The organism is Pseudomonas sp. ADPe (assembly GCF_014843515.1).
GTDB lineage: Bacteria > Pseudomonadota > Gammaproteobacteria > Pseudomonadales > Pseudomonadaceae > Pseudomonas > Pseudomonas citronellolis.
Genome location: NZ_CP062122.1, coordinates 380,408 through 401,862 on the forward strand (window position 1 = coordinate 380,408; position 21,455 = coordinate 401,862).

General features: G+C 63.8%; 27 protein-coding genes. 18 read left to right on the forward strand and 9 right to left on the reverse strand.

From position 1 onward, the window contains the following. The first annotated feature begins 12 nt into the window (after positions 1-12). Positions 13-630 (forward strand): hypothetical protein, encoded by a 618-nt coding sequence (locus tag IG194_RS01615; RefSeq protein WP_058490224.1) that lies wholly within the window; start codon positions 13-15, stop codon positions 628-630. Here the strand turns inward: IG194_RS01615 and IG194_RS01620 are convergent. The 6 genes from IG194_RS01620 to IG194_RS01645 are packed head-to-tail and all read right to left on the reverse strand — an operon-like array spanning position 579 to position 5,026. Continuing rightward, a complete protein-coding gene (locus IG194_RS01620) occupies positions 579-1,238 on the reverse strand; it encodes a hypothetical protein (RefSeq protein ID WP_058490225.1) in 660 nt (219 codons plus the stop codon). The genes IG194_RS01615 and IG194_RS01620 overlap by 52 nt on opposite strands. Next, positions 1,222-2,103, reverse strand: a complete 882-nt coding sequence (locus IG194_RS01625; RefSeq protein WP_058490226.1) for a baseplate hub protein — start codon at positions 2,101-2,103, stop codon at positions 1,222-1,224. Before IG194_RS01625 ends, IG194_RS01620 begins: the two co-directional genes overlap by 17 nt. 8 nt (positions 2,104-2,111) lie before the next feature. Continuing rightward, the gene (locus IG194_RS01630; RefSeq protein WP_058490227.1) at positions 2,112-2,438 is read right to left on the reverse strand and encodes a hypothetical protein; all 327 of its coding nucleotides are present in this window, start codon (positions 2,436-2,438) and stop codon (positions 2,112-2,114) included. 49 nt (positions 2,439-2,487) lie between these two features. After that, entirely contained in the window at positions 2,488-3,126 is a 639-nt protein-coding gene (locus IG194_RS01635) for an Ig domain-containing protein (protein WP_064987573.1), read from the reverse strand. A gap of 8 nt (positions 3,127-3,134) precedes the next feature. After that, positions 3,135-3,782 (reverse strand): phage baseplate protein, encoded by a 648-nt coding sequence (locus IG194_RS01640; RefSeq protein WP_058490228.1) that lies wholly within the window; start codon positions 3,780-3,782, stop codon positions 3,135-3,137. Further along, a complete protein-coding gene (locus IG194_RS01645; protein ID WP_141679745.1) occupies positions 3,782-5,026 on the reverse strand; it encodes a phage tail tip lysozyme in 1,245 nt (414 codons plus the stop codon). Before IG194_RS01645 ends, IG194_RS01640 begins: the two co-directional genes overlap by 1 nt. Positions 5,027-5,167: 141 nt before the next feature. Here IG194_RS01645 and IG194_RS01650 point away from each other — a divergent pair, with 141 nt between their 5' ends. The 9 genes from IG194_RS01650 to queD are packed head-to-tail and all read left to right on the forward strand — an operon-like array spanning position 5,168 to position 8,943. Further along, entirely contained in the window at positions 5,168-5,389 is a 222-nt protein-coding gene (locus tag IG194_RS01650) for a hypothetical protein (protein ID WP_058490230.1), read from the forward strand. Continuing rightward, positions 5,386-6,450 carry a hypothetical protein gene (locus IG194_RS01655; RefSeq protein ID WP_064987572.1) on the forward strand — a complete coding sequence of 355 codons (1,065 nt, stop codon included), beginning with the start codon at positions 5,386-5,388 and terminating at the stop codon, positions 6,448-6,450. The genes IG194_RS01650 and IG194_RS01655 overlap by 4 nt, the downstream gene beginning before the upstream one ends. Further along, positions 6,443-6,961: a hypothetical protein gene (locus IG194_RS01660; RefSeq protein ID WP_058490231.1), complete on the forward strand. Its 519-nt coding sequence runs from the start codon at positions 6,443-6,445 to the stop codon at positions 6,959-6,961. The genes IG194_RS01655 and IG194_RS01660 overlap by 8 nt, the downstream gene beginning before the upstream one ends. After that, positions 6,954-7,232: a hypothetical protein gene (locus IG194_RS01665; protein WP_141679744.1), complete on the forward strand. Its 279-nt coding sequence runs from the start codon at positions 6,954-6,956 to the stop codon at positions 7,230-7,232. The genes IG194_RS01660 and IG194_RS01665 overlap by 8 nt, the downstream gene beginning before the upstream one ends. A gap of 53 nt (positions 7,233-7,285) precedes the next feature. Beyond that, positions 7,286-7,723, forward strand: coding sequence for a hypothetical protein (locus tag IG194_RS01670; RefSeq protein WP_197674145.1), 438 nt, complete (start codon positions 7,286-7,288; stop codon positions 7,721-7,723). Then, complete coding sequence (locus tag IG194_RS01675) at positions 7,720-8,103, forward strand: hypothetical protein (RefSeq protein ID WP_058490234.1); 384 nt, start codon at positions 7,720-7,722, stop codon at positions 8,101-8,103. Before IG194_RS01670 ends, IG194_RS01675 begins: the two co-directional genes overlap by 4 nt. After that, the gene (locus IG194_RS01680; protein ID WP_158546407.1) at positions 8,100-8,264 is read left to right on the forward strand and encodes a hypothetical protein; all 165 of its coding nucleotides are present in this window, start codon (positions 8,100-8,102) and stop codon (positions 8,262-8,264) included. The genes IG194_RS01675 and IG194_RS01680 overlap by 4 nt, the downstream gene beginning before the upstream one ends. Positions 8,265-8,310: 46 nt before the next feature. Next, entirely contained in the window at positions 8,311-8,553 is a 243-nt protein-coding gene (locus IG194_RS01685; protein ID WP_082033743.1) for a helix-turn-helix transcriptional regulator, read from the forward strand. Positions 8,554-8,586: 33 nt separating this feature from the next. Then, entirely contained in the window at positions 8,587-8,943 is a 357-nt protein-coding gene (queD, locus tag IG194_RS01690; protein WP_009618684.1) for a 6-carboxytetrahydropterin synthase QueD, read from the forward strand. Positions 8,944-9,766: 823 nt separating this feature from the next. Here the strand turns inward: queD and IG194_RS01695 are convergent. Next, positions 9,767-10,528: a GntR family transcriptional regulator gene (locus IG194_RS01695; protein ID WP_043272143.1), complete on the reverse strand. Its 762-nt coding sequence runs from the start codon at positions 10,526-10,528 to the stop codon at positions 9,767-9,769. A 385-nt stretch (positions 10,529-10,913) separates the two neighbouring features. On the opposite strand from IG194_RS01695, the gene IG194_RS01700 reads away from it, so the two are divergent. Together IG194_RS01700 and IG194_RS01705 are read left to right on the forward strand one after the other, a co-directional pair. Further along, positions 10,914-12,263: an NCS2 family permease gene (locus IG194_RS01700; RefSeq protein ID WP_058490235.1), complete on the forward strand. Its 1,350-nt coding sequence runs from the start codon at positions 10,914-10,916 to the stop codon at positions 12,261-12,263. Positions 12,264-12,330: 67 nt separating this feature from the next. After that, entirely contained in the window at positions 12,331-12,957 is a 627-nt protein-coding gene (locus IG194_RS01705; protein WP_058490236.1) for a LysE family translocator, read from the forward strand. Between the two features lie 342 nt (positions 12,958-13,299). Here the strand turns inward: IG194_RS01705 and uraH are convergent, their stop codons facing one another. Next, entirely contained in the window at positions 13,300-13,653 is a 354-nt protein-coding gene (uraH, locus tag IG194_RS01710; protein ID WP_009618677.1) for a hydroxyisourate hydrolase, read from the reverse strand. Between the two features lie 409 nt (positions 13,654-14,062). On the opposite strand from uraH, the gene puuE reads away from it, so the two are divergent. The 6 genes from puuE (at position 14,063) to IG194_RS01740 (ending at position 20,390) form a co-directional block, all read left to right on the forward strand. Continuing rightward, a complete protein-coding gene (puuE, locus tag IG194_RS01715) occupies positions 14,063-14,992 on the forward strand; it encodes an allantoinase PuuE (protein ID WP_043272146.1) in 930 nt (309 codons plus the stop codon). Beyond that, positions 14,989-15,504, forward strand: a complete 516-nt coding sequence (gene uraD, locus IG194_RS01720; RefSeq protein WP_009618673.1) for a 2-oxo-4-hydroxy-4-carboxy-5-ureidoimidazoline decarboxylase — start codon at positions 14,989-14,991, stop codon at positions 15,502-15,504. Before puuE ends, uraD begins: the two co-directional genes overlap by 4 nt. Before the next feature lie 39 nt (positions 15,505-15,543). Further along, positions 15,544-16,539, forward strand: a complete 996-nt coding sequence (gene alc, locus IG194_RS01725; RefSeq protein WP_058490237.1) for an allantoicase — start codon at positions 15,544-15,546, stop codon at positions 16,537-16,539. 131 nt (positions 16,540-16,670) lie between these two features. After that, entirely contained in the window at positions 16,671-17,177 is a 507-nt protein-coding gene (locus IG194_RS01730) for an ureidoglycolate lyase (protein WP_009618668.1), read from the forward strand. Positions 17,178-17,229: 52 nt separating this feature from the next. Then, on the forward strand, positions 17,230-18,540 hold the full coding sequence (locus IG194_RS01735; protein ID WP_043272257.1) for a urate hydroxylase PuuD: 1,311 nt from the start codon (positions 17,230-17,232) through the stop codon (positions 18,538-18,540). Between the two features lie 503 nt (positions 18,541-19,043). After that, positions 19,044-20,390: a nucleobase:cation symporter-2 family protein gene (locus IG194_RS01740; protein WP_058490238.1), complete on the forward strand. Its 1,347-nt coding sequence runs from the start codon at positions 19,044-19,046 to the stop codon at positions 20,388-20,390. Positions 20,391-20,591: 201 nt separating this feature from the next. Here the strand turns inward: IG194_RS01740 and IG194_RS01745 are convergent, their stop codons facing one another. Continuing rightward, positions 20,592-21,377 carry a sulfite exporter TauE/SafE family protein gene (locus IG194_RS01745; RefSeq protein ID WP_009618662.1) on the reverse strand — a complete coding sequence of 262 codons (786 nt, stop codon included), beginning with the start codon at positions 21,375-21,377 and terminating at the stop codon, positions 20,592-20,594. Positions 21,378-21,455: the final 78 nt, after the last annotated feature.

The following is a 21,455-nucleotide window of genomic DNA, read 5'->3' on the forward strand; positions in this document are numbered from 1 at the left end:
CTTCCAGTTGAGATGCCCGACCTTCCCGACCTCTCCCAGCGCTATGCACTGGTCATTGCGTTCCAGTCGTCGCGCGCAGCCGATTACCCCATCGCACTGTCATTGGCGCGGCGGGCGAGCTACTTCGTGGAGACGACTAAAGGCAGCGTCGACTACCACGTGGCTGCGTTTGAGGCCACGCCAGCGGATATCTCTCGGGCGGTGTCGATCGCCGACATGCTGGCCAGAGTGAAGGGCACGTTCTTTTCAGTCAGAGGCAGGCTGTTCAAGGACGACGGAAACGTGCTGCAGGTGCTGCATTGCCTGAACGAGTCATTCCGGGTGAAGGACTACCGGTCGCATTGTCACGTGATCTTCCCCACCCAGTTCCCGCAGGGCATTCCGCAAGTGCACGTCAAAATCCCCCACCTGGGAAAGAAGGACATGCTGGTGATCCCATGCGCCTTCGCAGCCAAGTACACCGGCTGGGCGCTGACCAAGAACCATCCTGGAACACTGCAGGATCAGTTCCGCGACGTCTGTGTGACGCATGGCTGCGACTGGTGTCTGAGATGTAATCCTGACGACCTTCAACCGCCTCAGGTGCTAGGTGGTCCCGATGTACCGCTGCCGGCCGTGACACCGGTGTGACGGTGTGTCTTGTCGATCGAAACGCCATCGTTCTTCACTGTGCCGCCGTTCACTTCCAGGTTGCCGTTGATGGTGGTGTTGGCGTCGATCACCGCGGTGGGAGCCTGAATGTGCACCTGCATCGGCGATACCACTTCGATGCCGCTCTCACTGAAGCGAACATACTGCGCCGGTGCCGCGGCGATGATGCTGCCCAAGTAGACCGCATCGGCCGGATCGCTCTGCCGGCTTGAGCCTGGAGGCGCCTCGCCCTTCGAGGACTTCACGGCGCTGATGTCGCGGTCGCAAAATACGGCGATGCCGATGTCTCCCGCCTTGGGATCAAGGATCACAGCATTCGCTCCACCTTGAATGCGCATGTAGGGAGCGTTGTAGATCGTCGCATGAGGCGTTACATCGCCCTCGCCATCGATCTGCTGCACGAGCGGGAGCAGGCTCACGTAGCCGATCGGCGAAACCCCTCCTGCATTCGTAACCGTGAGTACCTTCACCGGCCTAGCTGTCCACCGCCCGCTGAAGAACGCACGAATCATGGCCTCAAGCGCGTTGACGTCGCCGTGCTTGTCGGACGTGCCCAGGAGAGGCTGATAGCTACCATTTGGAGACATTCAGCACCAATCCTTCTTTCGCGAGTCGCATCGTGGTAAACCAGGGGCCTTGCGGGTAGACCGTGCTCAGTTCATGCCGCATGGAGTGAATCACCCACTCCCCCCGTGCCTTCTCGACCGAACTGTCCAGGTGCACTCGGCGTCCTAGAGAGGCCTCCGGGTTGAACTCGGTGACGATCTGGATGCCGGTATTGGTGAATACGGGATAACCGACGAGGCCGGTGGCGGGTGATATCTGGAGAAAGTCTTCTCCAAATGCCGCGCCGTTCGGCCAGATTGAGATAATCCCGTTCTCGATCTTGCAGAGCACCCGGGCAGCGTTGCACACCGACTTCAGCTGTTGGATCAATGTTCCGGGAAGATTCGGATTGCTCAGCTGAACGGATACTCCATGGTTCTCGAACCCATACCCCATCTGCTTGGCCAGGGCCTCGATGATCGTTGCAACATCGGTGCTGCCTTCGTAGCTGTTCGCTGCCGCCGGAGCCACTTGGAACAGGTAGCCCGGCCTGGCGTTCAGGTCGAACGCTACGTCAGGAGCCCCGGAGTAGTTCACCACCCCGGCGATCATGGTGCCGTCGAAGATTTTCTTGATGCCCTTGATGGGATCGCCTGCGCTGACGCTGATGTCCGCGCCACGCACCGCCAGGGCATGCAACTGGTTGGTACTGAACTTGTTCATGTCGGTCATCTTCATGCCGAACACGCGCAGCTGCAGTTCGCCCAGCGTCAGGATCCCACCGGACTGGGCGAGGATCAGTTCTACCCTGTGCCCGCGGAGCGAAACCTTGTCCTGCCCTTGATCGTTCAGAGCTCCGTCAGGGAGGCGAAATGTCAGTTCGATTTCCCTTGTGACGAAGCTCATGGGCGTTCCTATTTGACCAGGTATTCAGTGGGTGAGCGCAGACAGAGTTCGTAGTAAGCGGCTGCGGCGTCGTGGGGCGTCGTCAGGAACGTCCTGTCATCGGCGAAGACGTGATCGGTGACGCGATCAGCCCAGACGCGATGTGGCATGTCGTAGAGACCGGCATCGGCCAACTGCCTGCCCATACCTGCCTTGGTCTGCTCCAGAGTCCAGCCTTCTTGTCGCGCCGAGACGATCCAGGCATAACCATTGGACTGCCGCACACAGCCGAGCGTGATGCGATCTGCCATTGCTGTCGGTGCCATCAGGGCGACCGCCAATATCCATGCCTTCATGTCCATCTCCACTGAATGCCTGGATCAAGCATATCTGCGTTCAGAGGGCCTATGCAGTCACCGATATGGTTTGAGCGGAGGTCGCAGTACGGCCGAGGTTGTCCTTTGCCTTCAGCGTGAACGAGACAATGGTCAGGCCTGCGGTTGGCGTTCCGCTTACCACACCGCTCCGGGAGTCCAATGAAAGACCGGCAGGAAGAGAACCAACCACGCTCCAGGAGATCGCCGAACTGTCCATCTGACCTTGCAGAGTAATTGAGGACGAATACGGAACACCTTGGACTCCGTTGTCCAATGCGCCAGTCAGCACCAGCGGATGCGCGGAAGCCCATGCGTTGGCGGCGTTGATCCTTGTCTGGAAGTCGATGGAGGTCGAGGTAGTTTTCTCTACCAGGTCTTCTGGCGATAGGTACATCAGTACCCATCGGCTACCTAGTCCAGAGTAAACCGGATCATCCGTGCCTTCGGTATCCATGAAGGCCAGGTCGCCGATGAATCCCAGATAGGCCTGACGTACACAGCGAACGCGGTCCCGGCACAGAACCCCGGCCAGGATGGTCTCGCCCTCCAGAATCACGTCCAAATACATGCCGGTCGATTGCTGGTAGACGTTCAGCACGCAATTCTGCTGGGCGAGCACAACCTTGAGCGTCTGCGAGGCGACGGCAGCGAGCGGAATGATCTGCATGGAGTTCTCTAGGCGATTGCGCTGGCGTCGAAGGACGCCTCCTGTTGGGTGTTCGGCGTGACGGGCTGGACGGCACCGATGCTGGTCACCGGTTGGCCCTGGGGCTCTGCCGTGGCTGAGTAGATGGCTACTGCCGTCTGCCGGACCTCTTCGAGCTGGGCATCAACGGTCAACAGGGTTACGCCCTGGGTCGACGTGCGCCTGCAGTCGAAGCGCACCAGGTTGACGTTCTGGTACGTGAAGTCTGGAGTTGCCAAGTCGTAGAGCTCGGTCGTTTCCTTCAGCATTTCGAGCTGCTGGAGGAACTGATCCCTGGTCATCGCCCCTTGGCCGCCGCAGGTCATCAGCAGGCGGATGTCGTAGGGCAGCGCGACCTTGTTGTAGGACGAGAACGAACCCATTTCGACCGGGTATTTGGAGATCCTTTGTTCCCCTCGGTAGTAGAAGGCGATCACCGAATCGGGCAGGATGATCTGGGCGCCGTTCTTGTCGTACAGCCCCCATTCAGGACCAAGCACCCCATCGAGGAAGCCGAAGAAATCGGCCCCCAGAACCGTTCCAAGAACTCCGGTGACCGCGCCAATCCCCACCGCGCTCCGGCGCACATCAGGCACGCCGGGCGCAATGGGAACGTCCGGGAAGTCGATCAAGGACATCAGTTCATCCCCGTGGCGGAAGAGTTGATCAGTTGGTTCTGGCGGATGGCCTCGCTCATGTCGCGTGCAATCCCCGGAGCGTCGGTGGCCTGTGTCTGGACGGTGATCTGTCCGATGCTGACCTCGTTGTTGGTGGTCGATACCTGAGACGGGGACAGGTTCGCACCGGCACCGATGCGCATCTCGCCAGGACTAACGCCCATCTGATCGCGCTGAAGGGCTAGGCGCTCTTCTGCGGTCATCTGGAACTGGTCGCCGGCGGTGTTGCCGTAGATCGACTGCGCCAGCATTCCTCTTCGGCTAGCCTCTGCATCAGCGCGCGCGGGGCGCTCATACTGACGGGAGACGATTCCCCCGGCCTCGTAGGCAGAGCGCGCCTTGCGCAGCGCATCCCCCGCGGATTTCTCCTGGCCTTGAGTGAGCTCGTAGTGGATGAACGCCAGTTGCTCGTCCAGGGTTGAGGCGCGGATGTCCTTGCCAGCAAACGCATGGAACTGGCGCTGACGGTCTGGATGCCACTGCGCAACGCCGTAGGCCTTCCCGCCGTCCCCTACTGCGGATGGGTTGAAGCCGCTCTCGACGCTCAGATTCGAAGCAATGCCCACGGCCTGCTCACGGCTCCAGCCCTTCGACTGGAAGTAGTTCGCCACGTAGTCGGCCATGGGCCGACCACCGTTGACCTTCCCATTCGCCGCATCCATGGTGTTGACCGAATCCTGGGCGCTCTCCACGCCCAGGGCAGCAGCGCCGCGGTTCAGCCATTCGCCGATGAAGTCGCCAACGGCCGTCCCGCTGATGAAGTTGTCGTTGAGATAGGTGCCGGCCTGATAGCCTGCGTATCCAGCCACCCCTATTGCGCCCAGGCGCGACGCCATGGCCAGGGCACTCCCACCCATTCCCAGGAACATGCCGAGTCCTTTGGAGGCCACGGCAAAGGCCGCGCCGAGGGCCAGAATCTTGGTAGTCGCCCCTCCAGTGTCCTGGTCAAGGTCGCGGAGCATCTGCACCAAGTCTTTCCCGCCCTCCACCAGGTCGGTGAAGAACTTCTGAATCTCAGTGCGGTGCTCGTTCACCCAGCCGCCAAAATCCCGGAGGTTCTTGGTCAGTTCGACCAACGCAGGCCCCATGGCCTCGAAGATGGCCTGCCCCACTCCATTGGCCTGGGCGGTGAACTCGCCCCATACCAGCTGCGCCTCCTGGGCGCGCTTGACGCTCTCTTCCGTGACGCCGGACGACTTGTACATCTCACCGTACAGATCCTGCACGGCCTGCCGGCCCTGGCTGAGTGGCTCGTTGAACTGGCGCGCCGCACCGTAAAGCACAGGCTCAGCGCCTGACCTACCCCACTCCATGCCATTGCGCCACTACGGCGCGAGGACGAAGTCATGCTCGACAAATCAGCCTTCCAGCGCTCAACCGAAGCGCTGGTTGTAGATCCGCACGCCCATTACATGGCCCAGGCCGAGCAGGCGCAGTTCCGCACAGAAGCGCTTGACCTGATTCGCCGGCTGAAGAAGTACGCAGACCGAGCCGCATCTCCAATCGGACACGAACTCTGCGCCGAAGCCTGCGAGTTCATCGCCAAGTACACGAGGACGAAACCATGAGCAAGGAACAAGATAAGAGCGACGCATGCGACTGGCTGGAGAACCTGGAAGGGGATGCTTGGGCAGATGCGTGCGAAGAGATTGCCGCAGCCGTGAACCAGCAGAAGACCGAGCAGGCAGAAGGCGCGCAGGGGGAGCAGACCTCCCTGCGCCGCGCGCTTGAGCAGGCCTACATGGCGCTGATCGGCTACCTGCCCGCGCACCGCAATGCGATAACTGACGCAGCCATTGAGGCCGCCCGCGCGGCCCTGGCGCAGCCCTCTCCGATGCCGGAGCTGCAGGGCGGCCTTGACGTGGCAGATGATCGCCCGGAGTTTGAGCGGCAGTTCAATATGACTGGCTGGCATATCGACGAGTCATATCGGAGCGGCAGTTCCTACAAATACCAAGAGCAGCGCATGGCGTTTGACGCATGGAAGATCGCCCGCGCCGCCCTGGCGCAACCCTCCCAGATACGCTGCCAGTGCTGCGGCTATCTCGTGACGGATAGCGAGCACCGCAGTTGCCTGCGTGCCGCACAGCAACCTTCCCCGGCGCCGGAGCTGGCCGTGCTCGAACGCTGGGGAAGCTCCTACGAAGCGTTCTCGCCTGACTTGGTTCGCCAGGATACTGGGCGCTATGTGAAGTTCGTCGACGCCGAGCGCATCGTCGGGGCGCTGCGGGAGAAGATTGACGGGGCTGAATCGCAGGCTGAATACCAAACCCGAAGGGCCGAACACTTCGCAAAAGAACGCGACGCCGTTCTGTCTCGCCTGGCCGAGCTGGAGAAGCAAGCGCCAGTGACAGCAGTCTCGGAAGAGACGTTCAGCGCTGACGGCACGAGCGACATCATCACTCGCAACCTGCCCATCGGAACGATGCTCTACGCCGCCCCGGTTGCCCAGGCTGGGCAGGTGCCGGAGGGCTACATGCTGATTACCCAGGACCAGGTAGAGCGCCATGCGACGACTGCTTGGGAATGCCCTCCGCAGAGCCGCGTTGTCCTGGTCAGCACCCTGAAGCGACTGCACGAGAAGAACAGCGCTGTGCCTCAGCCGGCAGGAGGTGCGGATCATGAGTGAGGTGAAGCGTTTGAATTTCACCGTGTCCCAGTTCGATAACGTAGTGCCGTATGCGTCCGAACACGGCCGGTACGTGCGCTATGCAGACTACGCCAAGCTTGAAGCCGAGGCCCAGGCGCTCAGGGATCAGGTCAAAGCCTTGCAGTCCGACGCCAGCAGCTACCAGTCCGGCTATGACGAAGGGCGCCGGATGGGCACCAAACACCGGCAGAGCGAGGTAGAGCAGCTGACGCGCGAGGTTGAGGCCCTGCGCGCAAGGGTGGTTGTTGTGCCGGATGTGACTGGATATTGGGATGGGCTGTACCCGGCTCAGCTGCGCGCACCACATGGCGGCCCGGTAGGCTTCTACACGATTCCGATGGTGCGCACCGACGAACTGGCGCGCATCAACGGCAAGGTGGTGAGCGAGGGGCTGTTGCGCCGGATCACGGCAGATCCAGTCGGTGGCGCCGTGTACGACGCAATCGCAGAGCTGCGTGACCTGCTCGGCGAGGGGAAGGAGCATGACTGATCCAACTCGTTACTGCTCGTTCTTCACGAGCCAACCGGAGAACTGGCAGCCATGCTCCAGAGAGCATCACGACATGGTCAAGGCTCATCCTCACGAGTGGACTGGCTATGAGGTGCGAGCGCTGACGGCCATCCCCGCCGATCAGGTGCTGGTTAAGCGCGAATCATTGTCGATTATTCTCGACTACATCAAAGGCGATTGCGGTCATTCGCAGGAAGACATCTTCCACGCCGCATTGAGCCTTCAGATTTCTCTACGCGCCAAAGCCTAACCATCCTCCACCCATTTTCCCCTTAACCGCACACCCATATGGGAGGCAGACCTGTGCCCGACATTCAAGCGACCTACATCGAAGTGAGCGCCGAAGTGCGCTATTGGGAAGACGCCAAGATCAACGGACAGGAGGACAGCGAAGGTGATCTGGTGCCGTTTCGTCGTGGCGACCTCTGGTGTCCAGTGATCCGCCTGGAAGACGGCCTGGTGATGGATTGGCCGGCTGGAATGATCGCCGACATTCACTACAAGGTCTGCGATGCCGGCGAGTACTGGCTGCTCGATGATATCCGCCAGCGCGTTGCCAAGTGGGCTGGCTACTACGTTCCAGACGACATCCTCTGCCCGACAGAGAACGGCTACGGCGACTACATCATCTTCAAGGTCAATGCCCATGGCCTGATCAACGGATGGCGCAATCCCGAGATCGAATGGGGTGGCCGCGAGGATGATCAGAAGGGCTGGAAGCGCCTTGGAGAGCAGCCATGACCGACCTCACCAAGCTGAAGGAACTGTCGGAGCGGTACATCGCCAATCCGTCCGGAACCGGCGGCGAAGACTCGGCATTCAGAGCCGCTGCCAACCCTCAAGCCATCCTAGGGCTGATTGCCCAGATCGAAGGACTGGAGCGCCTTATCAATGGAAGATGGCGCGAGATCGAGGAAGACCGTGACCGGCTCAAGGCGGAGAACGAGGCGCTGCGCAAGGCATTCGACGAAGCCAACGAGATGCTGGCCCGCATCGGCGACTTCGCCCACGACAAGAGCGCCGGGCCGGCTGTGCCGGATGCCTTGTGGGAAATCCGCAGCATGGCCTATAGCGCAGTTCGGATTGGTTTCGACATAGCCCTGGAAGGAGGCGGGAAATGAGCGAGCCACCCTGCCCTCCAGGCCGCCACGTCTGGACCTTCACGACACCCCTGCACATCCGCTGCAGCAAGTGCGGCGCCATCGGCCAGCGCTGGCCTTCTCGGGCCGAGCGCGCCGAGTTCATCCGCGGTCGCTGGTTCTACCTGCAGCCGAAGTTCTGATCACCATTTCACCATCGCCGCACCAGCGGCGCGATGAGGTATTGCCATGAGCGCAGCAGAGAAGATCGATCGCTTCATGCGCATCGAAGAAGTACTCCACACCACCGGCCTGGGTAAGAACACCCTGTATCGTCGGATTCGCGAAGGCTCGTTCCCGAAACAGGTTAGAATAGGGCCCAACTCGGTCGCCTGGCGCCAGTCTGATGTCGAAGACTGGATGCGGCGAATCAGCCCCAGCAACGACCAATCAGTACATCAATCAGTACACCAGCTGCGCGAAATCCTCTGAGGTCAGCGCACCATCTGCATCACAGGAAATTTCGTGGAACTGTTCAAGGAATTCACTTTCGAGTCCGCCCACCGCCTGCCCCACGTCCCGGAGGGCCACAAGTGCGGCCGCTTGCACGGCCACTCCTTCCGCGTGGCGCTGTACATCGAGGGCGAGGTCGACCCGCATACCGGCTGGATCCGCGACTTCTCCGAGATCAAGCAGATCTTCAAACCGATCTACGAACAGCTCGACCACAACTACCTGAACGACATCCCCGGCCTGGAAAACCCCACCAGCGAGAACCTCTCGCGCTGGATCTGGCAGCAGGTCAAGCCGCTGCTGCCGGAATTGTCGCGGGTGCGGGTGCATGAGACTTGCACCAGTGGGTGTGAGTATCGCGGGGATTGATGCTGCGTAGCGCGCAGCTCCTCGTAAGAGCGAGCTTGCTCGCGAAGGGTGCTTCCCGGTGACGCAGATGTTGGGGGTAAGAGCGCCCTCTCCCCAGCCCTCGGCTGCGCGCCCCGCCCTGAAGGGAGAGGGGGCTGTTCTGAGCGACGTGTCGGTCAGGCGCCACCCTCCCACCTTCGTCATTCCCGCGAACGCGGGACGCGGCTCCATCGCGAACAGCGCTTGCGCTGGCCCGAAGGGGAATAACCCAGTTGCCTCGGCTTGGGTGTTTCTGCGCCGCACCGAATCTGCCCGACCTTCTTGTTTCGCCCCCTCGGGCGAGTCCCTTTTGTCAATCGCCACAAAAGGAACCAAAAAGGCTTGCCCCGACATACGGGCCCGATGGAGCCGGGCTACCCTCGCGAATTCCCCCGCCACGGAGGCCCGCCCCGAGGGTACGTCCCTGTAGCCCATCGGGGCTCTCGCGACATCCATGTCGCATGACCTCCTGAGCGCCGGTTTCGCTCGGCCTTCTGAAGGGGCGTTCCGGTGCGCTCGGGTATTTCTCTGGAAGTCCAAAAGCCAGAGCCAATGCGCTTTGGCTTTTCGTAGGAGCGAGCTTGCTCGCGAACCCAGGGTTCGCGTTCTCGGGAATGACGAGAGGAGGTAGGCGTTCCGGGATGACTCCGAACTCCCCGCACGCTCCGAACAGCCCCCTCTCCCTTTGGGAGAGGGCTGGGGTGAGGGAGCGAAGCCAGGCTGGCGCACCTTCGCTGAACCACCACCTATCGCTTAAGTGAACAGCATTACGGCACTCAGGCGGGGCTTTTCATTAGCCTAAACCTCAACGCGCCGCAGTACGCCCGCCCTTCTTCTTGCCACCAAGCAGATGCGAGAACACCGCATGCAGGTCGCCCGAGGCGCTGTCGCCTTCCAGGTTCAGCTTGTCGTCGATGTGCGCCATGTGGTGCATCATCAGGGTCACGGCCTTTTCCTTCTCGCCCTTCTCGATGGCGTCGAGGATTTCGTTGTGCTCGTCGAACGAGCAGTGCGAGCGGCCGCCCGCCTCGTACTGGGCGATGATCAGCGAGGTCTGCGACACCAGGCTGCGCTGGAAGCTGACCAGCGGGGCGTTCCTGGCCATTTCCGCCAGCTTCAGATGGAACTCGCCGGACAGGCGGATGCCCGCGCCGCGGTCGCCGCGGGCGAAGCTGGCCTGTTCCTGCACCACCATCTCGCGCAGCTCGGCCAGGGCCTCGGCGCTGGCGTTGTCCACCGCCAGCTCGGTGATGGCGCGCTCGACGGTGCGCCGGGCGAAGAGGATCTGCCGGGCCTCGTCGATGCTCGGGCTGGCCACCACCGCGCCGCGGTTGGGGCGCAGCAGCACCACCTGCTCGTGAGCCAGGCGCGACAGGGCGCGGCGGATGATGGTGCGGCTGACGCCGAAGATTTCGCCCAGGGCCTCCTCGCTCAGCTTGGTGCCCGGCGCCAGGCGCTGTTCGAGGATGGCGTCGAAGATGTGCGCGTAGACGATCTCGTCCTGCGTGCCGGTACGGCTCTTGCCGTTGCGCGCCGGCTTCTTGATCTGTTGCAGCGGGTCGGTCATGGATCCTCAACCTTGTTGGGCGGACCGGCGGCCTGGGCAATCCGCTACCAGGTACGCGGGCGCGACGAAATGATGGCCACCAGTGTACACAAAATGCCCAGCACCGCGCACCCGGCGCATCCCCCCTGCCATGCGGCATTCAGCCGTCCCCTCTGTACAAATTCCGCGCAATGCCTGAACGAATCTTCCGATGAATTGTTTGGAAGAAGGCGGGAGATAGGTACGAAACATTATTTGATTTTTTTGTATACAACCTCATAATCGCCGGCGTGACTTCCTGACTCGCAAGTCAAGAACACGCCCTCAAGCCTTCCGCCGAGCCAGGGACGCAGGTGAACCAGCCGACGGCAAGGACCAACAACAAGAGCGTTGAGGAGTACCCGCTGTGGAAAGCACCAAACAAGAACAACAAACCGCTGTCGCCTCCAGCCCACCCGCCACCGGCCTGCTCGAACGCCTGTTCAAGCTCAGCCAGCACGGCACCACGGTGAAGACCGAACTGGCCGCCGGCCTGACCACCTTCATCACCATGGCCTACATCATCTTCGTCAACCCCAACATCATGGCCGACGCCGGGGTCAACCACGGGGCGGCCTTCGTCGCCACCTGCCTGGCCGCCGCCCTGGGTTGCTTCCTGATGGGCCTGTACGCCAACTGGCCGGTGGGCCTGGCGCCGGGCATGGGCCTCAACGCCTTCTTCACCTACACCGTGGTCAAGACCATGAACTACAGCTGGGAGATCGCCCTGGGCGCGGTGTTCATCTCCGGCGTGCTGTTCATGGTGCTGACCTTCTCGCGCATCCGCGAATGGCTGCTCAACAGCATCCCGCCGAGCCTGCGCTTCGCCATGGGCGCGGGGGTCGGACTGTTCCTCGGGCTGATCGGCCTGAAGACCGCCGGCATCGTGGTCGCCAGCCCCGCCACCCTGGTGCACCTGGGCGACCTGACCAAGCCCAGCCCGCTGCTGGCGGCGATCTGCTTCCTGATGATCGCCGTGCTGGAATACCGCCGGGTGTTCGGCGGCATCCTCATCAGCATCCTCACCGTCACCGCGGCCGGCATCGCCCTGGGCCTGGTGCAGTTCGGCGGAGTGTTCTCGATGCCGCCGAGCCTGGCGCCGACCTTCCTGGCCATGGACATCGCCGGCGCCTTCAACGTGACCATGATCAGCGTGATCCTGGCCTTCCTCTTCGTGCACATGTTCGACACCGCCGGCACCCTGATGGGCGTGGCCCAGCGCGCCCATCTGGTGCGCGAGGACGGCCGCATCGAGAACCTGTCCAAGGCGATGAAGGCCGACAGCACCTCCAGCGTGGTCGGCGCCGTGCTCGGCGTGCCGCCGGTGACCAGCTACGTGGAAAGCGCCGCGGGCGTGGCCGCCGGCGGCCGCACCGGGCTGACCGCGGTGACCGTCGGCGCGCTGTTCGTCGCCGCCATGTTCTTCGCCCCGCTGGCCGGCATGATCCCCGCCTACGCCACCGCCGGCGCGCTGATCTACGTGGCCATGCTGATGATGGGCGGCCTGGCGCACATCGACTGGCAGGAACACACCGAGACCATCCCGGCCATCGTCACCGTGATCATGATGCCGCTGACCTTCTCGGTGGCGGACGGCATCGCCATGGGCTTCGTGACCTACGTGGCGATGAAGGTCTTCACCGGCCGCCACAAGGACGTGACCGTAAGTCTGTATGCACTCTGTGCAATATTTGTAGCCAAATTCATCTTCCTGTAATCTGGAGCTGCCCCGCCACGGCCCCGACGCATGCCTGCGTCGGGGCCTTTGCATTCGAGAGCCCGCGATGAACCTGGAAACCTGGCTGCTCTACAGCAGCGCCGCCCTGATCGTGATCCTGATTCCCGGCCCGTTGTCGCTGCTGATGGTCAGCAACAGCCTCAACTATGGCCTGCGCCGTTCGCTGCCGGCCTTCCTCGGCGGGGTCAGCGCCTCCATCTGCCTGCTCAGCGCCTCGGCCCTGGGCCTGGGCGCGCTGCTGCTGGCCTCGGAGAAGCTGTTCAGCGTGCTCAAGGTGCTGGGCGCGCTCTACCTGTTCTACCTGGCCTGGCAGAGCTGGCAGGAATCGCGCATCGCCGGCCAGCCGCGCGCCGCCGAGGAGATGCCGGTCAACCCGGGCTTCCGCAGCCTGTACTGGAAGGCCTTCGGCCTGGGCGCCAGCAACCCGAAGGACATCCTGTTCTTCGCCGCCTTCCTGCCGCAGTTCCTCAAGGCCGACCACCCGCTGTGGCAGCAGCTGCTGGTGATGATCCTCACCTGGGCAGTGCTCGACTTCGCCTGCAAGCTGTTCTACGGCCTCAGCGCCCGCGGCGCGGCGCGCTTCCTGCGCTCGGGCAAGGGCCAGGCCTGGTTCAACCGCGGCAGCGCCGCGCTCTTCGCCACCGCTGGCGGGGCTTCGTTGTTGAGCCGCTGAGGTCCATAGGAGCGAGCTTGCTCGCGAACGGTGTTTACCGGCAGCAATCGTGTTCAGGGCTGACTCCGCCCCTCTCCCCAACCCTCGACTGCGCGCCCCGCCCTGAAGGGAGAGGGAGCTGTCCTGCGCGAACGAGAGGTTCGGCATCAACCTGTAGGAGCGGGCCCTGCCCGCGATTTCGCGCGCAGGGCGCGCTCCTACATGGGAACGCGGTGGAGGTGAAGTGGAGCGATACCCATCCTACGAAAGCACCTCGGCGCAAAAGCACACAGGCAAAAAAAGACCCGCCAGAGGCGGGCCGATGGGACTCCACGAAGAGTCGGGTGGGAAGTCGGTGGCGGCCTAGCTGCCGCGGTAGGTCGAGTAGCTGTACGGCGAGATCAGCAGTGGCACGTGGTAGTGGTCGCTTTCCGAGGCGATGCCGAAGCGCAGCACCACCTGGTCGAGAAAGGCCGGCTGCGGCAGTTGCACGCCGCGGGCGCGGTAGTAGTCGCCGGCGTTGAACTGCAGCTGGTAGACCCCGGCGCGGAAGTCCTCGCCCTGCAGCAGCGGCTCGTCGCAGCGGCCGTCGTCGTTGGTCACGCGGGTGGCGACCAGTTCCAGCTGCTGGCCTTCCACGCGGTAGAGCTCGACCTTGATGCCATGGCCGGGGCAGCCGTGGGCGGAATCCAGTACGTGCGTCGTCAAACGTCCCATGGGCTCTGGGCATCCCCGGCGCGGCCGGCGGACGCCGTCCTCCTTCTCGGTGTGGTGTGGGTTGCACCCCGCAGGCGGCGGCCGGCCGGGTGGGTTGGATGGGACGAAAATACGCCATCGCCCAAACATTGTATACAAAAAATTTGCTCCAGCGCCCCGAAACGGCACCCACGCACCAGCACGCGGCATTTCGATCCGCAGCCGGAGCCAGGAAGGCCACAGCCCGCCGGGCTGACCGTTCGGGCAGGTAGTTTGCTTGCTTTACCGACGGATGCGGATGACGACGGATGGCGAAATCGGCACGCGGGATTGTATTTACATACGGCCACACAACTTGTATACAATGTCTCGCAACACGGTGACGCACGCCCTACCGCCCGCGCCACCCCCAACAAGAAGGAACACTGCAGTGAGCGCTGACTACCCACGCGACCTGATCGGTTACGCCGACAACCCTCCCCACCCGCACTGGCCGGGCGACGCCCGCATCGCGCTGTCCTTCGTGCTCAACTACGAGGAAGGCGGCGAGCGCTGCATCCTCCATGGCGACAAGGAATCCGAGGCCTTCCTCTCCGAGATGGTCGCCGCCCAGCCGCTGCAGGGCGCGCGCAACATGAGCATGGAATCCCTCTACGAATACGGCAGCCGCGCCGGCGTCTGGCGCCTGCTCAAGCTGTTCAGGAAATACGACCTGCCGCTGACCATCTTCGCCGTGGCCATGGCCGCCCAGCGCCACCCGGACGTGATCAGGGCGATGGTCGCCGCCGGCCACGAGATCTGTAGCCACGGCTACCGCTGGATCGACTACCAGTACATGGACGAGGCCCAGGAGCGCGAGCACCTGCTGGAAGCCATCCGCATCCTCACCGAGCTGACCGGCGAGCGCCCGCTGGGCTGGTACACCGGCCGCACCGGCCCGAACACCCGGCGCCTGGTGCGCGAGGAAGGCGGCTTCCTCTACGACTCCGACACCTACGACGACGACCTGCCCTACTGGGACCCGCAGAGCACCGCCGAGAAGCCGCACCTGGTGATCCCCTACACCCTGGACACCAACGACATGCGCTTCACCCAGGTGCAGGGCTTCAACAAGGGCGACGACTTCTTCGAATACCTCAAGGACGCCTTCGACGTGCTCTACGCCGAAGGCGCCGAGGGCGCGCCGAAGATGCTCTCCATCGGCATGCACTGCCGCCTGCTCGGCCGCCCGGCGCGCCTGGCCGCGCTGGAGCGCTTCATCCAGTACGTGAAAGGCCACGAGAAGGTGTGGATCGCCCGCCGCGTCGACATCGCCCGCCACTGGCACGAAAAGCACCCGTTCAAGGAGAGCCAGGCATGAGCCGCTTCCAGACCCTCACCCCGGCCAGCCTCGACCGCGCGGCCTTCGTCGCCGCCTTCGCCGACATCTACGAGCACTCCCCCTGGGTGGCCGAGAAGGCCTACGACCTGGGCGTGGACGAAAGCCTCAACGACATCGAGAGCCTGCAGCAGCGCATGGCCGACATCCTCCTGTCGGCCAGCCATGAAGCCCAGCTGGCACTGATCAATGCTCACCCGGACCTCGCCGGCAAGGCCGCGGTGCGCGGCGAGCTGACCGCCTCCAGCACCTCCGAGCAGGCCGGCGCCGGCATCCACGAATGCACTGCCGAGGAATTCGCCCGCTTCAACGAACTCAACGATGCGTACAAGGCGAAATTCGGCTTCCCCTTCATCAAGGCGGTGAAGGGCAGCAACCGCCACCAGATCCTCGCGGCCTTCGAGGAGCGCATCCACAACACGCCGGAGCAGGAATTCCAGACCGCCCTGGCCGAGATCAACAAGATCGCGATGTTCCGCCTGCAGCAGCTCTGAGCCGCGCAACCGGAAATTCACGTCACCAAGGAGAACAAGATGAGAACCTACAACGCTCCCTTCGAGAAATTCGTCAACCTGGCCGACGAGCGCCTGGGGAGCAAGGTGATCAGCGTCACCGACGAATGGTTCGCCGCTGCCAGCCGCATGCTGCAGCCCACCCCCGCGGTGTGGAAGGAAGGCGTATTCGACGACAACGGCAAGTGGATGGACGGCTGGGAATCCCGCCGCAAGCGCTTCGAAGGCTATGACCACGCGGTGATCCGCCTGGGCGTGCCGGGCTCGATCAAGGGCGTGGACATCGACACCAGCTTCTTCACCGGCAACTTCCCGCCGTCGGCCTCCCTCGACGGCTGCTTCGTGGCCGAGGGCGAGCCGAACGACGACACCCAGTGGACCGAAGTGCTGTCCTCCGTCGAACTGCAAGGCAACAGCCACCACTACCACGAGATCAGCGACGAGCGCCCCTACACCCACCTGCGCCTGAACATCTACCCGGACGGCGGCGTGGCGCGCCTGCGCGTGTACGGCATCCCGTTCCGCGACTGGGCCAAGCAGAACCCCGACGAGCAGGTCGACCTGGCCGCGGCACTGAACGGCGGCCGCGCCCTCGCCTGCTCCGACGAACACTTCGGCCGCATGAGCAACATCCTCAACCCCGGCCGCGGCGTGAACATGGGCGACGGCTGGGAAACCGGCCGCCGCCGCACCCCGGGCAACGACTGGGTGATTGTCGCGCTGGGCCACGCCGGCATCGTCGAGAAGATCGTCGTCGACACCCTGCACTTCAAGGGCAACTACCCGGAGAGCTGCAACATCCAGGCGGCCTTCGTGAAGGGCGGCACCGACAGCCAGATCGCCACCCAGAGCCTGTACTGGCGCGAGCTGCTGCCCAGCCAGAAGCTGCAGATGCACAACGAGCACACCTTCATCGAACAGATCAGAGAACTGGGCCCGATCACCCACGTGCGCCTGAACATCTTCCCCGACGGTGGCGTCAGCCGTCTGCGCCTGTTCGGCAAGGTGGCCAAGTAAGCGAAACACTGCCGTCGTCCCCGCTGGCGCGGGGGGCCAGAGACACTGGGCTCCCGCGTTCGCGGGAGTGACGGAAAAAGCGGTTCCCGGGCCCCGCCCGGGTTCAGTACAACAAATACAAGTGACCAGCCATGCGTACCCTGAAGATCGAACCGTTGACCAAGGAAGCCTTCGCCCCGTTCGGTGATGTCATCGAGACCGAGGGCAGCGCCCACTTCATGATCAACAACGGTTCCACCCGCCGCTATCACAAGCTCGCCACGGTCGAGACCGCGCAGCCCGAGGATAAGGCGATCATCAGCATCTTCAGCGCCGAAGCACTGGAGATGCCCTTGCGCATCCGCATGCTGGAGCGTCATCCGCTGGGCAGCCAGGCCTTCGTCCCGCTGCTCGGCAACCCCTTTCTGGTCGTGGTCGCGCCACTTGGCGACGTACCTGTACCGGGCCTTGTCCGCGCCTTCCTGACCAACGGAAGGCAGGGCATCAATTACCACCGCGGCGTCTGGCACCACCCGGTGCTGACGATCGAAAAGCGGGATGACTTCCTGGTGGTCGATCGCAGCGGTTCCGGCAACAACTGCGACGAGCATTTCTTCACCGAGGACGAGCAACTGCTCCTCGACCCCCAACTAAACTAATAAGAGAGGCCCGTCCGCCGCGACGCCGGCGCCCGGGCAAGAGGTAATGACTGTGGAAGCACATCTCATCGAATGGGCGAACCTGCTGGTTCGCTGGATTCACATGATCGTCGGCATCGCCTGGATCGGTGCCTCGTTCTACTTCGTCTGGCTGGAAAACAACCTCAACCGCGTCAACCCGCGCGAGGGGCTCTCGGGTGACCTCTGGGCGATCCACGGTGGCGGCATCTACCACCTGGAGAAATACAAGCTGGCGCCGCCGAAGATGCCGGACAACCTCCACTGGTTCAAATGGGAGGCCTACTCCACCTGGCTCTCGGGCGTGTGCCTGCTGACCATCGTCTTCTACCTGAACCCCAGCCTGTACCTGGTGGCCCCGGGCAGCGACCTGGCGCCCGCCGCGGCCATCGCCATCGGCATCGGCTCGCTGATCGCCGGCTGGTTCATCTACTCCGGCCTGTGCGACTCGCCGCTGGGCAAGACCCCCGCCCTGCTCGGCGCCATCCTGTTCGCCCTGCTGGTGCTCGCCGCCTACCTGCTCAGCCAGGTGTTCAGCGGCCGCGGCGCCTACCTGCACGTCGGCGCGATCATCGGCACCATCATGGTCGGCAACGTGTTCCGGGTGATCATGCCGGCCCAGCGCGCGCTGGTTAAGGCCATCGAGGAAGGCCGCGAGCCCGACCCGGTGCTGCCGGCCAAGGGCCTGCTGCGTTCGCGCCACAACAACTACTTCACCCTGCCGGTGCTGTTCATCATGATCAGCAACCACTTCCCGAGCACCTACGGCAGCCACTACAACTGGCTGATCCTGGCGTGCATCGCGGCGCTGGCGGTGATAGTGCGGCACTACTTCAACACCCGCCACAACGGCAACGGCATGGCCTGGGCCCTGCCCGCCGGCGCCGTGGGCATGATCGCCCTGGCCTTCGTCACCGGCCCGACGCTGCAGAGCGCCGCCCCCGCCGGCAACGCCGCGCAGGTGCAGTACCAGCCGCTGCCGGAAACCGCCATCGGCGGCAAGACCGCCGCCGAACGCGCCAAGGAAGAGGCCGACAAGCCCGCCGCCGCGCAGGCCCAGGCGCAAGCCTCGGCGCCCGCTGGCGTGGATTTCGACAAGGTTCATCACGTGATCCAGGAGCGCTGCGTGGCCTGCCACTCGGCCAAGCCGACCAGCCCGCTGTTCAGCGCGGCCCCGGCCGGCGTGATGTTCGACACCCCGCAGCAGATCCAGGCCCAGGCCGCGAAGATCCAGGCCCTGGCCGTGGCCTCGCAGGTGATGCCGCTGGGCAACATCACCCAGATGACCCAGGACGAGCGCAACCTGCTCGGCAACTGGATCGCCAAGGGCGCCCAGACCAACTGAGCCACCGCGGTTCGCCGGAACCAGAAAGACCGCACCTTCGGGTGCGGTTTTTTTATGCCCGCGGGGCTCACGGCGAGCTGGCGAGTTGTAGGAGCAACTGTCTTACCGACTGCGTCAGGGGCGCTCTTCGTAGGATGGGTTGAGCTTGCGAAACCCATGTTGCCGTGGCGATGGGTATCGCTTCGCTCAACCCATCCTACGAGGCTTTGAACCCACCTGCAGGAACATCGAACCCATGAAATAAAAATGTAGTCCCACCCGACCTACGGCTACCTCCCGCCAAGACCACGGAACACGCGGCCTAGAGCGACCCGAAACCCATCATTCACAAGCCGACCGGAGAGTTGTATACAAAAACATATTGAAGCGAATACACATCGACGCTATAAAGTCCCGCACCGCTTCACCCGCACGGCCCCGGGGGTGTGGCGAGCCAGTACTACCCGGCCGCCGAGCCTGATCGGCGTCCACCAGTGACACAACAATAAAAATCGAGGTGTTGCATGTCCGAGGTAACTGAGCGCCACGCGGCCGGCTCGTCCGCCGACCAGCGTCTGCCGTTGCTGCAACTGCTGCTGGTGGGATTCCAGCACGTGCTCCTGATGTACGGCGGCGCCGTGGCCGTCCCGCTGATCGTCGGCCAGGCCGCCGGCCTGTCCCGCGAGGAAATCGCCTTCCTGATCAACGCCGACCTGCTGGTCGCCGGCATCGCCACCGTGGTGCAGTCGCTGGGCATCGGCCCGGTCGGCATCCGCATGCCGGTGATGATGGGCGCCAGCTTCGCCGCCGTCGGCAGCATGGTGGCCATGGCCGGGATGCCCGGCGTGGGCATCAACGGCATCTTCGGCGCGACCATCGCCGCCGGCCTGTTCGGCATGCTCGTCGCGCCCTTCATGAGCCGCATCGTGCGCTTCTTCCCGCCGCTGGTGACCGGCACCGTGATCACCTCCATCGGCATGTGCCTGTTCCCGGTGGCCATCAACTGGGCCGGCGGCGGCAAGGGCGCGGCCAACTTCGGCGCCCTGGAATATCTGTTCCTGTCCAGCCTGGTGCTGGCCGCCATCCTGCTGGTCAACCGCTTCCTCAAGGGCTTCTGGACCAACGTCTCGGTGCTCATCGGCATGCTGCTGGGCTATATCGTCGCCAGCGCCATGGGCATGGTCGACCTGTCCGGCATCGGCGCCCGCCCGGCCTTCGAGGTGGTCACCCCGCTGCACTTCGGCGCGCCCAGCTTCCACCTGGCGCCGGTGCTGTCGATGTGCCTGGTGGTGCTGATCATCTTCGTCGAGTCCACCGGCATGTTCCTCGCCCTGGGCAAGATCACCGGCGACGAGATCTGCCCCAAGCGCCTGCGCCGCGGCCTGCTGTGCGATGCCACGGCGTCGTTCTTCGCCGGCTTCATGAACACCTTCACCCACTCGTCGTTCGCCCAGAACATCGGCCTGGTGCAGATGACCGGGGTGCGCAGCCGCTTCGTCACCGTGGCCGCCGGCGGCTTCCTGATCCTCCTCAGCCTGATGCCCAAGGCCGCCTACGTGGTCGCCTCGATCCCGCCGGCGGTGCTCGGCGGCGCCGGCATCGCCATGTTCGGCATGGTCGCCGCCAGCGGCATCCGCATCCTCCACGAGGTGGACATCGTCGACCGCCGCAACCAGCTGCTGGTGGCGGTGAGCATCGGCATGGGCATGGTCCCGGTGGTGCGCCCGGACTTCTTCGCCGCCCTGCCCGCCTGGATGGAACCGATCACCCACAGCGGCATCGCCATGACCGCGATCTGGGCGGTGCTGCTCAACCTGCTGTTCAACATCCTCGGCGAACGTGGCCGCGACGCCCTCTGCGGGCACCACTGAAGCCGACGCTTACGGCGGGCCCCTCCCGACGCCCGCCGCTTCCAGCCGCGCCTCACTCCTGCGCGGCTTTTTTCATTCGCGCGGTAGTGACTGGAGCATCTGCCGGCGCAGTGCCGTAGGGGTCAAGAGCGCCTACACCGCCGGGAAGCTCCATTCGCGAGCAAGCTCGCTCCCACGAACCGGGAGAACCGCCGAACCGGATCAGAACACCAGCTTGTAGCCAATGCTGAACAACATCACCGCCAGGCACGGCCGCAGGACGTTGTCCGAGATGCGCCCGGACAGATGGCTGCCCAGGTAGATCCCCGGCAGCGAACCGCACAGCAGGTACCCCAGCAACTGCCAATCCATGTTGCCCATGCTGGCATGGCCCAGGCCGGCCACCAGGGTCAGGGGCACCGCGTGGGCGATCTCGGTGCCCACCAGGCGGCGGGTGGCGAGGAAGGGATAGAGCACGAACAGCGCCACCGTGCCCAGCGCGCCGGCGCCGATGGAGGTCAGCGCGACCATGGCGCCAAGCACCACGCCGGTGAGAATGGTGAGGCCGTTGAGGCTGGCGCCGCCCAGGTGGTAATGGTCGCCGGCGTGCTTGTGGGCGAAGGCCAGCAGCTTCTGCTTGAACAGGATGGCCAGGGCGGTGAGCAGCAGGACCACGCCCAGGGCGTGCTTGATCACCGTGTTCAGCGCCTGGGTGTCGGCGCCCAGGCTGTGCAGGAACAGCAGGGTCAGGCCCGCCGCCGGCACGCTGCCGAGGGTCAGCCAGCCGGTGATGCGCCAGTCGACGTTCTTGTGCCGGGTGTGCACCAGCACGCCGCCGGACTTGGTGATGGCCGCGTACAGCAAGTCGGTGCCCACGGCGGCCGCCGGGTTGATGCCGAACCAGAGCAGGATGGGCGTCATCAGCGAACCGCCGCCGACGCCGGTCATGCCCACGATGAACCCGACCAGCAAGCCTGCGACAACGAAACCAAGGACGCCGAATTCCATCAACCCTTCCTGAAAGCCGTGAACGGCTTGCGAAAACCGGCGGGCAGGATAGCGGCTTTCCTTATAAGCGCTTATATC

Excerpts from the sequence above, each read along its gene's own strand:
- IG194_RS01615 (WP_058490224.1), top strand. The coding sequence starts at position 13 with ATGCCCGACCTTCCCGACCTCTCCCAGCGCTATGCACTGGTCATTGCG.
- IG194_RS01620 (WP_058490225.1), bottom strand. The coding sequence starts at position 1,238 with ATGTCTCCAAATGGTAGCTATCAGCCTCTCCTGGGCACGTCCGACAAG.
- IG194_RS01625 (WP_058490226.1), bottom strand. The coding sequence starts at position 2,103 with ATGAGCTTCGTCACAAGGGAAATCGAACTGACATTTCGCCTCCCTGAC.
- IG194_RS01630 (WP_058490227.1), bottom strand. The coding sequence starts at position 2,438 with ATGAAGGCATGGATATTGGCGGTCGCCCTGATGGCACCGACAGCAATG.
- IG194_RS01635 (WP_064987573.1), bottom strand. The coding sequence starts at position 3,126 with ATGCAGATCATTCCGCTCGCTGCCGTCGCCTCGCAGACGCTCAAGGTT.
- IG194_RS01640 (WP_058490228.1), bottom strand. The coding sequence starts at position 3,782 with ATGTCCTTGATCGACTTCCCGGACGTTCCCATTGCGCCCGGCGTGCCT.
- IG194_RS01645 (WP_141679745.1), bottom strand. The coding sequence starts at position 5,026 with ATGTACAAGTCGTCCGGCGTCACGGAAGAGAGCGTCAAGCGCGCCCAG.
- IG194_RS01650 (WP_058490230.1), top strand. The coding sequence starts at position 5,168 with ATGCTCGACAAATCAGCCTTCCAGCGCTCAACCGAAGCGCTGGTTGTA.
- IG194_RS01655 (WP_064987572.1), top strand. The coding sequence starts at position 5,386 with ATGAGCAAGGAACAAGATAAGAGCGACGCATGCGACTGGCTGGAGAAC.
- IG194_RS01660 (WP_058490231.1), top strand. The coding sequence starts at position 6,443 with ATGAGTGAGGTGAAGCGTTTGAATTTCACCGTGTCCCAGTTCGATAAC.
- IG194_RS01665 (WP_141679744.1), top strand. The coding sequence starts at position 6,954 with ATGACTGATCCAACTCGTTACTGCTCGTTCTTCACGAGCCAACCGGAG.
- IG194_RS01675 (WP_058490234.1), top strand. The coding sequence starts at position 7,720 with ATGACCGACCTCACCAAGCTGAAGGAACTGTCGGAGCGGTACATCGCC.
- IG194_RS01680 (WP_158546407.1), top strand. The coding sequence starts at position 8,100 with ATGAGCGAGCCACCCTGCCCTCCAGGCCGCCACGTCTGGACCTTCACG.
- IG194_RS01685 (WP_082033743.1), top strand. The coding sequence starts at position 8,311 with ATGAGCGCAGCAGAGAAGATCGATCGCTTCATGCGCATCGAAGAAGTA.
- IG194_RS01695 (WP_043272143.1), bottom strand. The coding sequence starts at position 10,528 with ATGACCGACCCGCTGCAACAGATCAAGAAGCCGGCGCGCAACGGCAAG.
- IG194_RS01705 (WP_058490236.1), top strand. The coding sequence starts at position 12,331 with ATGAACCTGGAAACCTGGCTGCTCTACAGCAGCGCCGCCCTGATCGTG.
- uraH (WP_009618677.1), bottom strand. The coding sequence starts at position 13,653 with ATGGGACGTTTGACGACGCACGTACTGGATTCCGCCCACGGCTGCCCC.
- uraD (WP_009618673.1), top strand. The coding sequence starts at position 14,989 with ATGAGCCGCTTCCAGACCCTCACCCCGGCCAGCCTCGACCGCGCGGCC.
- alc (WP_058490237.1), top strand. The coding sequence starts at position 15,544 with ATGAGAACCTACAACGCTCCCTTCGAGAAATTCGTCAACCTGGCCGAC.
- IG194_RS01730 (WP_009618668.1), top strand. The coding sequence starts at position 16,671 with ATGCGTACCCTGAAGATCGAACCGTTGACCAAGGAAGCCTTCGCCCCG.
- IG194_RS01740 (WP_058490238.1), top strand. The coding sequence starts at position 19,044 with ATGTCCGAGGTAACTGAGCGCCACGCGGCCGGCTCGTCCGCCGACCAG.
- IG194_RS01745 (WP_009618662.1), bottom strand. The coding sequence starts at position 21,377 with ATGGAATTCGGCGTCCTTGGTTTCGTTGTCGCAGGCTTGCTGGTCGGG.